This window comes from Caballeronia eucalypticola, from assembly GCF_047608185.1.
Taxonomy (GTDB): Bacteria; Pseudomonadota; Gammaproteobacteria; order Burkholderiales; family Burkholderiaceae; genus Caballeronia.
Genome location: NZ_JBLKRU010000001.1, coordinates 60,505 through 72,708, shown reverse-complemented (window position 1 = coordinate 72,708; position 12,204 = coordinate 60,505). Strand labels below are relative to the sequence as shown.

The window sequence follows — 12,204 nt, the reverse complement described above, 5'->3', positions numbered from 1 at the left end:
CTTCTCCTCATTCGAATGAACAGGGTTGGGCTGGCTCCGGCCCCTAATCGTTCCCCTTGCTGGGCATTTGGCCATGTCCCGAAAATCGGGATAGCCTTGAAGTGTTTCAGGTCAAGGTCGACGCAAGTCCGCGCGATTCGCTACCATGACGGACTCGGCGCACGTCAGACGACATGAACCGCGCGATTGTTGCTTGCCTGTGCTCGCACACCCCATTTTGTCCCTTCACCAATTCGAGGATTCCGTCATGGCTTACGAAGCAGCTTCCGAACGCTATTCAGAGATGACTTACCGCACCTGCGGCAAGAGCGGCCTGAAGTTGCCGGCGTTGTCGCTGGGTCTTTGGCACAACTTCGGCGACACCACGCCGATCTCCACGCAGCGCGACATCCTGCGCACCGCGTTCGATCTCGGCATTACGCACTTCGATCTCGCGAACAACTACGGCCCGCCGTACGGCAGCGCGGAAACGAACTTCGGACGCTTGTTCAAGGACGATTTCCGGCCGTATCGTGACGAATTGCTGATTTCGTCGAAGGCGGGATGGGACATGTGGCCGGGCCCCTACGGCCAGGGCGGCGGCTCGCGCAAGTACGTGCTGGCATCGTTGGATCAGAGCCTGCAGCGCATGGGGCTGGATTACGTCGACATCTTCTATTCGCATCGTTTCGATGCCGACACGCCGCTCGAAGAAACCGCCGGTGCTCTGGCGACCGCCGTGCATTCAGGCAAGGCGCTGTACGTGGGTATTTCGTCGTATTCGTCGGCTAAAACGCGCGAGATGGCAAAGCTGCTGGGCGAGCATAAAGTGCCGCTGCTGATTCATCAGCCGTCGTACAACATGCTGAACCGATGGATCGAAGAAGATCTGCTCGATACGCTCGATGACGTGGGCGCTGGCAGTATCGCGTTCACGCCATTGGCGCAAGGGCTGCTGACGGGCAAGTATCTGAACGGCATTCCGGCCGATGCGCGCGTCAACAAGCCGGGCGGCGGGTCGCTGAAGCAGGAGCATTTGAGCGGGAAGAATATCGAGCACGTGCGCAAGCTTAATGAACTCGCGCAACGGCGCGGTCAGAGCCTCGCGCAAATGGCGCTGGCGTGGGCGTTGCGCGGCGGGCGCGTGACATCGGTGCTGATCGGTGCGAGCCGTCCGGAACAAGTGACGGAGAACGTCGGCGCGTTGAAAAACCTGGAGTTTTCGAAGGAAGAACTCGCCGAAATCGATCAGCACGCGACCGAAGGCGGGATCAACCTGTGGGAAAAGCCATCGACGGATCAGCGGATTTAAAGCTGTATCGATAAGCATGGGGGACGCGGTTATCGCTGCGTTCCCTGACTATTGATCGAAGCCGAAGCCGAAGCCGAAGCCGAATCGTTGCTTCGATACTCACGGCCGGTGCAAAACCGGCTGATCAGCGCCACCTTCCTTTCCGTTTCGCCTATACCAGCCTGACGGCAGCAGGGCCTTTGCCTTGCTGCGCGCACGGGTTGCTATCATGCGGACTCCGGAACGCTTGCTTCCTTGCTCTATGTCCGCCTGAGGGTTTCCTCCATCGGCCGTTCCAGTGCTACGCGCGGAAAGAAAGCGCCCTAAACCCGGAAATCGCGTGTGCGGTAAAATAGCGGATTACGCGTGACGCAAGCGGGGAATGCAGTAGATTCGACATTCGGCGGAACGTTCGGGTCTTCGAAGCAATCGCCCCGGTTTGCGTATATCGCCAGAAATTCCGCTTTAGCATCACACATTGCTTTCGTTGCGCCTTCTATGTGTTGTCGCCGGAATCGAGCCCGAGTTATCAAGCAACAACGGCCGCCGGAACGCACTACTGCGCCGCCCTGATTCCGCACTATCCATGAAGCCATGAGCAACCTTAATCCTCAAACCGTTCTTAGCGTCCATCACTGGACCGACACGCTGTTCAGCTTCACTTGCACGCGCGATTCCGCGTTCCGTTTCGAAAACGGCCAGTTCACCATGGTCGGCCTCGAAGTCGATGGCAAGCCGCTGCTCCGCGCTTATAGCCTCGCGAGCGCGAATTACGAAGAGCATCTCGAGTTTCTCAGCATCAAGGTGCAGGACGGTCCGCTCACATCGCGTCTTCAGCATTTGAAGGTCGGCGATCCGGTGCTGATCGGCAAGAAACCGGTGGGTACGCTGGTCGCCGATAACCTCCTGCCGGGCAAGACGCTGTGGCTGTTGTCGACGGGTACGGGCCTGGCGCCGTTCATGTCGATCATCAAGGACCCGGACGTCTACGATCGTTTCGACAAGATCGTTCTCACGCATACCTGCCGTTTCGTCGATGAACTCGCGTACAAGGATTTCATCACCGAGCATCTTCCGGCGCACGAGCATCTGGGCGAGCTAATCCAGGAAAAGCTGGTGTATTACCCGACGGTTACCCGTGAAGAGTTCGCCAATCGCGGCCGGATTACGGACCTGATCGAAACGAAGAAACTGTTCGCCGATCTGGACGTAGCGCCGTTCTCGGTGGAAAACGACCGCGTCATGCTTTGCGGCAGCCCGCACATGCTGCGCGACACGCGTCAGCTTCTCGATGAAATGGGCTTCCAGGAAGGCAGCAACAATCATCCGGGACATTACGTCGTGGAGAAGGCCTTCGTGGGTTGAGCTTGGCGGGTGCTGCCTTGCCGCGGCGCGCTGGAAACGAAAACCGAAGCCTTTGTGCTTCGGTTTTTTCATTTGGGCCGTGCTTTAAACCAATCGCGATATGCAACTCCGCATTGCGATGAGAAGCCCTAATGAGCGGCTTTTACTATTGGTTGAGTTGAGGAAAGCCGATCTCATCTCAAATTAGCGCCATTAAGCAATTTTCGAACGATTTTTAGAAATTTACGCTGACACCGGGAAGTCAAAAATCAATTGTGTGCAACGTTTTGCGGCGCTTCACCTCCTCAATCCGATAAAATCGCGGGTTTTCCAATCGATTTGGCGCATTGCGCCCGAGGTTTGAGGAGTCACCCGTTCATGTCCCTGTTCCGCAAGAAAAGCATCGAGCACATGCTCGCCGGGGCGCAACGCGCCGGACTCAAAAAAACGCTGGGGGCGCTCGATCTGACGTTTCTGGGTGTTGGCGCGATTATCGGCACGGGGATTTTCGTGCTGACCGGGACCGGCGCGGTGCAAGCCGGACCGGCGCTGATGGTGTCGTTTATTTTGGCGGCCATCGCATGCGCTCTCGCGGCGCTCGCGTACGCGGAATTTGCATCGACAATTCCCGTCGCCGGATCTATCTATACGTATTCGTATGCCACGCTCGGCGAACTAGCTGCGTGGGTCATCGGGTGGGATTTGATGCTCGAATACGGGCTGGCGACGTCTGCCGTATCGGTTGGCTGGTCGGGCTATTTGCAGTCGCTGCTGTCAGGCTTCGGCATCTCGTTGCCCACGGTTCTCACCGCGGCGCCCGGCGCCGTGCCCGGACATTTCACGCTGTTCAACCTTCCCGCGTTTCTCGTGATGATGGTGATCACGTCGCTGCTGTCGATTGGTATCAAGGAATCGGCACGCGTGAACAACATCATGGTCGCGATCAAGGTGGCGGTCGTGCTGATGGTGATCGGCGTCGGCGTGTTCCACGTCACGCCGGCCAACTGGCACCCGTTCATGCCTAACGGCTGGCATGGCGTGTTTGGCGCGGCGGCCGTGATGTTCTTTGCGTTTATCGGCTTCGACTCGGTGTCGTCGGCGGCGGAAGAAGTGAAGAATCCGAGACGCGATTTGCCGATCGGGATTATTTCGTCGCTGGCGGTTTGCGCCGTGCTTTATGTGGCGGTGGCGGCGGTGGTGACCGGCATTGTCCCGGCGGCGCAGTTCGCAAATGTTTCGCATCCGGTGTCGTACGCGCTGCAGGTCGTGGGGCAAAACTGGGTGGCGGGTTTCATCGATTTGGGCGCGGTGCTTGGCATGCTGACCGTGATCCTGGTGATGGGCTACGGTCAGACGCGCATCATCTACGCGATGTCCCGCGATGGCTTGTTGCCCGCGCGTTTGTCGACCGTGCATCCGAAGTTCGGCACGCCGTTCTTCACGACGTGGCTCGTGGGCCTGTTCTTCGGGCTGATCGGTGCGCTCGTGCCGCTCAACGTGCTGGCGGAACTGATCAATATCGGCACGCTGGCCGCGTTTTCGATGGTGTCTATCGCCGTGCTGATTCTGCGTCGTACGCATCCGGATCTGCCGCGTGCGTTTCGTTGCCCAGGCGTGCCCGTGGTGCCGGTGCTGGCGGTCGCGGCTTGCCTGTTCCTGATGCTGAACCTGAAGGCCGTGACGTGGATCGCGTTCGTGGCGTGGCTGGCAATCGGGCTGGCGATTTATTTCGGCTACTCACGCCGGCATTCGAAACTGGGGCGCGGGGAGGTGTGACGCGCCCGGGTTGAACCTCGCTAAGAAGCCTTACGCCGCCCTTTGAGGCGGCGTTTTTACGCTCGCGCTCTCGGAGGTCTTGATAACCCGCGCCCCACCCGCCTTTAGCCCAATAGCGACCATCTTCGTTTTGTGCTTTACTAATTACCAGATTCAATAAACACGAACCCAGCCAGACCCTCACACTCGTGAAGTCGCAAGGCCAGTGAAGAAAAAACGGTGAGTGAGCTTCGGCTGAAACATCCCCCGAAGGAGATAGAAGCATGGCGCTCAGCATCAGTCTGACGGTCAACGGCAAAGCCGTTACCGCCACCGTCAAACCTCATATCCCGCTAGTCCAGTTTCTCCGTGAGGAGTTGGGTCTCACGGGCACGCACATCGGCTGCGACACCGCTCAGTGCGGCGCGTGCACAGTCCACCTGGATGGCCGCGCCATCAAGTCGTGCAACATCCTCGCCGTACAGGCAGACGGGTCGTCGGTGACGACTATCGAAGGAATGGCAAAGGATGGCGAGCTCCACCCCATGCAAGCGGCGTTCAAGGAGTGCCACGGCCTCCAATGCGGCTTCTGTACGCCCGGCATGGTAATGAGCGCGACTTCCCTCGCCGCGCAAAAACCCGATCTCTCCGAAGCCGATGTCCGCGAACAACTCGACGGCAATCTCTGCCGATGTACGGGGTATCACAACATCGTGAAAGCCATAGTGCAGGGCGCCCAAGCCATGAAGGCCGCGCCCTGAGCTGCCGTCCGCGCTTCAACCAAAGCTGTAACGAAGCCGCACTCACCTTTCCGATGAAGATTCGCGCCTGAACAGGAGTCCGCGATGAACGCCCCTGAGACACCCGATACCCATCACATGATTGGCGCCGCCGTTCGACGCAAGGAAGACTATCGCTTCCTGACGGGCAACGGCCAGTACACCGACGACGTCGTCCTCCCGCGTCAAACCTATGGCGTCTTCCTGCGCTCGCCCTACGCGCACGCGACGATCCGCAGCATCGACATCACCGCCGCCAAGGAAGCGCCCGGCGTCGTCGCGATCTTCGCCGGCGCCGACATGGCCGGCGAGAGCGTCGGCGGATTGCCTTGCGGCTGGCTGATTCACAACATCGACGGAAAGCCGATGAACGAGCCGCCGCATCCCGTGATCGCGCATACCAAAGTGCGCCATGTGGGCGATCAGGTGGCGTTGATCGTGGCGGAATCGGTGAAGGAAGCGAAGGACGCGCTCGAGTTGATCGAGGTGGATTACGACGTGCTGCCGGCTTGCGTCGATACCGCCACCGCAGCCGATCCAGGCCAGCCGCAAGTCCACGATGAAGCGCCGAACAACCTCTGCTACACGTGGGGCCACGGCGATAAAACCGCCACCGACGCCGCGTTCGCGAAGGCCGCGCACGTGACCACGCTGGATATCGTGAATCAGCGCCTGGTGCCGAACGCGATCGAACCGCGCGCCGTGAACGCGAGTTATTCGAAGTCCGATGATAGCTACACGGTGTACGTCGCGAACCAGAATCCGCACGTCGAGCGTTTGTTGATGGCGGCGTTCGTGTTGTCGTTGCCGGAATCGAAACTGAGGATCATTGCGCCCGATGTGGGCGGCGGTTTCGGCTCGAAGATTTATCTCTATGCGGAAGATGTGGCGTTGACGTGGGCATCGAAGAAAGTCAGGCGGCCGATCAAGTGGACGTGCGAGCGCTCGGAAGCATTTCTCTCCGATGCACACGGCCGCGATCACGTCACTAAAGCCGAACTCGCAATGGACGCCGACGGCAAGTTCCTCGGCCTTCGTGTTCATACGACGGCGAACATGGGCGCGTATTTATCGACGTTCGCGTCCGCGATTCCGACCATCCTGTACGCCACGCTGCTTGCCGGCCAGTACACCACGCCCGCGATCTACGCCGAGGTGAAGGCGGTCTTCACGAACACGGTTCCCGTCGATGCTTACCGCGGCGCAGGACGTCCCGAAGCGACCTATGTGCTTGAGCGCATCGTGGAGACGGCGGCGCGCGAGATGAACATCGATCCGGCGGAATTGCGGCGGCGCAACTTCATCCGTTCGTGGCCGTATGCCACGCCGGTTGGCCTGACCTACGATTCCGGCGATTACTCGGCATTGCTCGACCGTGCAATGGAACTCGCCGACGTAAATGGGTTTCCTTCCCGGCGCGAGGAATCGAAGAAAAACGGCAAGCTGCGCGGGCTTGGGTATTCCTGCTATATCGAGGCGTGCGGGCTGGCGCCGTCGAATCTGGCGGGCGCGTTGGGCGCGCGGGCGGGCTTGTTCGAAGCCGGCGAAATCCGGGTGCATCCCACGGGTTCGGTCACCGTGTTCACCGGCTCGCATAGCCACGGGCAAGGGCACGAAACCACCTTCGCGCAAGTGGTGGCGGACCGGCTGGGGGTATCGATGGATAACATCGAGATCGTCCACGGCGACACCGGTAGGATTCCGTTCGGCATGGGCACGTATGGCTCACGGTCTATCGCGGTGGGCGGCTCGGCGATCATGAAGGCGCTAGACAAGATCGAGGACAAGGCCAAGAAAATCGCGGCGCATTTGCTGGAGGCATCGGCGGAAGATATCGAGTTTAAGGACGGGATTTTTCGCGTGGTGGGGACCGACCGGACTAAGGCGTTCGCGGAGGTATCGCTGGCGGCTTACGTGCCGCACAACTTCCCGCTCGACAAACTCGAACCCGGCCTCAACGAAAACGCGTTCTACGATCCGAGCAACTTCACGTATCCATCGGGCGCGTATTTGTGCGAGGTGGAAGTCGATCAGGACACCGGCGAAACGCGGATCCAGAAGTTTACCGCCGTCGATGATTTCGGCAACATCATCAATCCGATGATCGTCGAAGGACAGGTGCATGGAGGGATCGGGCAGGGAATTGGTCAGGCGATGCTGGAGCGCGCCGTGTACGACAACGAAAGCGGCCAGTTGATGTCCGGCTCGTTCATGGACTACGCCATGCCGCACGCGTCCGACCTGCCGAATTTCGATGTGGAAACGTCGAAGGGTACACCGTGCGTGCATAACCCGCTGGGCGTGAAAGGCTGCGGCGAAGCGGGCGCGATCGGTTCGCCGCCGGCGGTGATCAACGCGATCATCGACGCACTTTCGCCGCTCGGCGTGACCGACCTGCAGATGCCTGCCACGCCGCATCGCGTGTGGGCCGCAATGCATGCCGCCGCCGATGCTTCAGCCGCTCGTGGCGCTTCGACTCCCGCTTGAGAGGACTTCGACATGTACTCATTCGATTATCAACGGCCGGATCAATCCGACGCAGCGGTGGCATTCCTCAAGCAACACGATGACGCCAAATATCTCTCGGGCGGGCAGAGCTTGCTGCCGACCATGCGCTTGCGGCTCGCGCAGCCCTCGGCGCTGGTGGATGTGACGCGTATCGGTTCGATGAAGGACATCACCGTGACGGGTGACAGGGTGACGATTGGCGGCGCCGTATGTCATGCGCAGGTTGCGGCGAACCCGGAGGTGCAGCGCGCGCTGCCGGGGTTGGCTGACCTTGCCGGCCATATTGGCGACCGGCAGGTTCGGGAGCGCGGAACGATCGGCGGATCGCTTGCCAACGACGATCCGGCGGCGTGTTATCCGGCGGCTGTCCTGGCGTTGAACGCGACGATCGTGACGGATAGAAGGCGTATCGCCGCCGATGACTTTTTCCTCGGCATGTACGAGACGGCGTTGGAACCTGATGAGCTGATTACGTCGGTTGAGTTTCCGATTGCCGAGCGCGCCGGGTACGAGAAGTTTCGCAATCCTGCGTCGCACTTTGCGCTGGTCGGCGTGTTCGTTGCAAAGCATGACGGCGGCGTGCGCGTGGCGATCACGGGCGCGGCGGCGTCGGTGTTTCGGGCATCGGCACTTGAGGACGCATTGTCGAAGGATTTCTCGGTTGCATCGGCGCGCAGTACATCGATTTCCGCCGATACCCTCAACGAGGACATGCACGCGAGCGCGGCGTATCGGGCGCATTTGATCCCGATTCTTGCCGGTAGGGCGGTCGAGCGGGCCAATGCGTTTTAGCGTTTCAGTTCTTTTTGCTCGCGCCGATGAACGGGCTGGGGTTCTCCCGGCGTGAGCGAAATAAACACCGACCTACCCAAGACCCAGGAACCTCATGGACCCGGCATCCATCGATGAAACCCTCGCCGCGCTGAGCGGGCAGCAATACTTCGCCAGCCGAGAACTCGCGACGGGGCTTTTTCTTGCGCTGAAAATGCAGCGCCCGCTATTTCTGGAAGGCGAACCGGGCGTTGGCAAGACCGAGCTGGCGAAGGCGGCTGCCGGCATGCTCGGGACGCAAATGCTGCGGCTGCAATGCTACGAAGGTCTCGACACAGCCAGTGCGCTCTACGAATGGGACTATCCGCGCCAGATCATGGCGCTGCGCGTGGCCGAATCCTCTGGCGAACAACCTTCGAACGATTCGCTTTATAGAAGCGAGTTCCTGCTCAAGCGCCCATTATTGCAAGCGCTTTTGCCCGACCCGTTGAATCCGGGCACTCGACGCGTTTTGCTCATCGATGAAATCGATCGCGCCGATGAACCGTTCGAAGCGTTCCTGCTCGAGTTACTGTCGGATTTTCAAGTTTCGATTCCCGAATACGGAACCGTGCGCGCCGAGCGGCCGCCGCTGGTCGTGATGACATCGAATCGCACGCGCGAGGTCCACGACGCGCTCAAGCGGCGCTGTTTATATCAATGGATCGGGTATCCGGCTCGCGATGTGGAACTGCAGATTGTGGCCGCGCGCGCGCCCGAGGCCAGCGCGGACTTGCAGGTGCGAGCGGTGGCGTTTGTGCATCGGTTGAGGACGCTCGATTTGTTCAAGGCGCCGGGCGTGGCGGAGACTATCGACTGGTGTCGAGCGTTGGCGGCGCTTTCTGTCAGCGAGCTCGATCCGCAATCGGTGCAGGACACATTGGGCGTACTGCTGAAGTACCAGGACGATCTCGTGCGCGTGGACGCCGCCGAGATCGCGCAGTGCCTCGCCGCACCTGCATGAACGACCATGGAAACGATTGAAACCCCAACACTTGCGCGCAATGTCGTGCATTTCGTGCGATTGCTGCGCGGCGCGGGTTTGGCGATGTCGCCGGCCCACAGCGTGGACGCGCTCGAAGCGCTGCGCTGGATCGATATCACCCGTCGCGACGATGTCCGCGCCGCGCTCGCCGCGCTGCTTGTCCACGCGCCCGATGAGCGCAAACTCTTCCACCAGGCCTTCGATCTTTTCTGGCGCGATCCCGATTGGGAAGGGAAACTGCGCGCGTTATTGCTGCCAAAAGTGACGAACGGCGTGCCGCCGCCCAAGCGCAACAATCGTCTCGCCGATGCCCTCGCCGCACGCGCGGCTGAACTGAAGCCGCCGAACAAACAGCCGGATAACGTTGAACATCTCCACGCGCGTTTTACGTTCAGCGCGCAAGAACGGTTGAGCCATCGCGATTTCGACACCCTTACATCCGATGAATGGCGCGCGCTTCGGCATCAAATTCGTTCGCACAGAATGCCGCTTGCCACCGAGCCCACACGCCGCTTAAAAACCGCATCGCACGGCACGCACGCCGATTTGCGCGCCAGCGCCCGGAGCGCGGTGCGCTCGGGCGGCGACTGGACAACGTGGAAATACAAGAAAGTGGTCGAACGCCGCCCACCGCTTGTCCTGTTGCTCGACATTTCCGGGTCGATGAGCGCGTATTCCCGGGCTGTGCTTTACTTCTGCCATGCTTTGTTGCAATCGCGCGAACGCCTGCAGGTTTTCCTGTTCGGCACGCGCCTGACCAACGCCACGCGCGCGTTACGCGAACGCGATCCCGACGTGGCGATCGCCGCGATCTCCGATCAGGTCGTCGACTGGTCGGGCGGCACGCGGATTGGCGCGGCGCTGGCCGAGTTCAACCGGCGCTGGGCGCGGCGTGTGCTGAGCGGTCGGGCGACGGTTCTGTTTGTCACGGACGGGCTCGATCACGAAGCAATCGATGTCCTCGAAACCGAGATGCAACGTCTGCGCCGTTTTGCGCATCGGCTGGTGTGGCTCAATCCGTTGCTTCGATACACCGATTTCACCCCGCGCGCGCGGGGCGTGCGGGCGATCCTGCCGCATGTCGATGCGATGCTTGCGGCTCATAACCTCGACAGCCTGAACGCTGTCGGCCGGGAGCTCGCGGCGGTCACGCGTCGAGCAGACCGGAAATCAGCCGGAGACACATCATGGAACTGACCGAGACGCATAATCTGCCCGTGCCGCAGAATGTTGCGTGGGAAGCGCTGAACAATACCGAAATCTTGCGCGCGTGCATTCCGGGTTGCGAAAGCATCGAAGCCGATGGCGAAAATGCGTATGCGGTAGCCATGACGGCATCGGTTGGACCCGTGAAAGCGAAATTTAAGGGACGCATGAATTTGGTGGACATCGACGCGCCGCACACGTACACCATCGTGTTCGAGGGGCAAGGCGGCACGGCCGGTTTCGGCAAGGGGCAGGCGAAGGTCAATCTGGAACCGGGCGACAATGCGGATTCAACCATGTTGTCTTACACGGCGAATGCCCAGGTGGGCGGCAAGCTCGCGCAGATCGGCTCGCGGCTCGTGGATGGCGCGGCCCGGAAGATTGCCGGGGAATTTTTCAAGCGCTTCAGTGCGCAGTTGACGCAGGGCGACGATACCGAAAGTGAACTCGGCGCCGATTCTGCGGACGATGCAGGTGAAGAGAAGAAGGGGAAAAGATCATGGACAGCGTGGATCTCGAAGTCCTGAGAAACAGCGCGCGATGGCTCGAACGTGGGCATCGCGTGTTGCTGGTGACGGTGGTGAAAACCTGGGGCTCGTCGCCCCGGCCAGAAGGCGCGATGCTCGCCGTGCGCGATGACGGCGCGGTGATGGGATCGGTGTCGGGCGGGTGTATTGAAGACGACTTGATCGAGCGCGTCAGGCAGCGCGGTATTGAGCAGACGAAGCCCGAAAGCGTGAAATATGGAATCTCGGCGGAAGAAGCGCATCGGTTCGGATTGCCTTGCGGCGGGACCATTCAACTGGTGCTTGAACCCTTGTCGATGGCGAGCGGTATCGCGGAATTGTGCGAGGCCGTTCTCGCGGGACGGCTGGTGACACGCACGCTCGATATGAACAACGGCGCCGTCAAGCTGGAAGCGGCGCGGGAAACAGATGGCGTTACGTTCGATGAAACCACGCTCTCGACTATTCACGGGCCGCGGTATCGGATGCTCGTGATTGGCGCGGGGCAGTTGTCGCGGTATTTATGCAGCATCGCGGTCGGGCTGGATTATCACGTGACGGTGTGCGATCCGCGTGAGGAGTACACGGACGAATGGGATGTGCCGGGCACGAAGATCGTGCGCACCATGCCCGACGATACCGTGATGGAAATGAAACTCGATGAACGCTGTGCGGTGATCGCATTGACGCACGATCCGAAGCTTGACGATCTCGCATTAATGGAGGCGTTGAAGACGCCGGCGTTTTATGTCGGCGCGTTGGGATCGCGGAAGAACAATGCGGCACGCAGGGAAAGGCTGAAAGAGTTCGATCTCTCCGATGCCGAGTTGTCGCGTCTGCATGGACCGGTGGGGATTTATATCGGCAGCCGGACGCCGCCGGAGATTGCGGTGTCTATTCTCGCTGAGGTAACGGCGGCTAAAAACGGTGTTTCGTTGCCGACTATTCTGCAGGTTGAAGGCGCGAAAGCGGCGCGGGAACTTGAAGGAACGGGGGAGGTTTGCGGGATATAGATTGATGCGGTATTGCCGCGCTTTGGAT

General features: G+C 60.3%; 10 protein-coding genes. All 10 read left to right on the top strand.

Annotation, left to right across the window (positions count from 1 at the left end):
• Positions 1–247 precede the first annotated feature (247 nt).
• Positions 248–1,291: an L-glyceraldehyde 3-phosphate reductase gene (gene mgrA, locus ACMX25_RS00350; protein ID WP_414947599.1), complete on the top strand. Its 1,044-nt coding sequence runs from the start codon at positions 248–250 to the stop codon at positions 1,289–1,291.
• Between the two features lie 573 nt (positions 1,292–1,864).
• Positions 1,865–2,635 carry a ferredoxin--NADP reductase gene (locus ACMX25_RS00345; protein ID WP_089166527.1) on the top strand — a complete coding sequence of 257 codons (771 nt, stop codon included), beginning with the start codon at positions 1,865–1,867 and terminating at the stop codon, positions 2,633–2,635.
• A 357-nt stretch (positions 2,636–2,992) separates the two neighbouring features.
• Positions 2,993–4,390, top strand: coding sequence for an amino acid permease (locus ACMX25_RS00340; protein WP_414947598.1), 1,398 nt, complete (start codon positions 2,993–2,995; stop codon positions 4,388–4,390).
• 263 nt (positions 4,391–4,653) lie between these two features.
• Positions 4,654–5,130, top strand: a complete 477-nt coding sequence (locus ACMX25_RS00335) for a (2Fe-2S)-binding protein (RefSeq protein ID WP_414947597.1) — start codon at positions 4,654–4,656, stop codon at positions 5,128–5,130.
• A gap of 84 nt (positions 5,131–5,214) precedes the next feature.
• Positions 5,215–7,635: a xanthine dehydrogenase family protein molybdopterin-binding subunit gene (locus ACMX25_RS00330; protein WP_414947596.1), complete on the top strand. Its 2,421-nt coding sequence runs from the start codon at positions 5,215–5,217 to the stop codon at positions 7,633–7,635.
• A 12-nt stretch (positions 7,636–7,647) separates the two neighbouring features.
• Positions 7,648–8,448 carry an FAD binding domain-containing protein gene (locus ACMX25_RS00325; RefSeq protein ID WP_414947595.1) on the top strand — a complete coding sequence of 267 codons (801 nt, stop codon included), beginning with the start codon at positions 7,648–7,650 and terminating at the stop codon, positions 8,446–8,448.
• 94 nt (positions 8,449–8,542) lie between these two features.
• Positions 8,543–9,430, top strand: a complete 888-nt coding sequence (locus ACMX25_RS00320; protein ID WP_414947594.1) for an AAA family ATPase — start codon at positions 8,543–8,545, stop codon at positions 9,428–9,430.
• A gap of 6 nt (positions 9,431–9,436) precedes the next feature.
• The gene (locus tag ACMX25_RS00315) at positions 9,437–10,648 is read left to right on the top strand and encodes a vWA domain-containing protein (RefSeq protein ID WP_414947593.1); all 1,212 of its coding nucleotides are present in this window, start codon (positions 9,437–9,439) and stop codon (positions 10,646–10,648) included.
• Entirely contained in the window at positions 10,639–11,184 is a 546-nt protein-coding gene (locus ACMX25_RS00310; RefSeq protein WP_414947592.1) for a CoxG family protein, read from the top strand. Before ACMX25_RS00315 ends, ACMX25_RS00310 begins: the two co-directional genes overlap by 10 nt.
• On the top strand, positions 11,157–12,176 hold the full coding sequence (locus tag ACMX25_RS00305; RefSeq protein ID WP_414947591.1) for an XdhC family protein: 1,020 nt from the start codon (positions 11,157–11,159) through the stop codon (positions 12,174–12,176). Before ACMX25_RS00310 ends, ACMX25_RS00305 begins: the two co-directional genes overlap by 28 nt.
• The last annotated feature ends 28 nt before the right edge of the window (positions 12,177–12,204 follow it).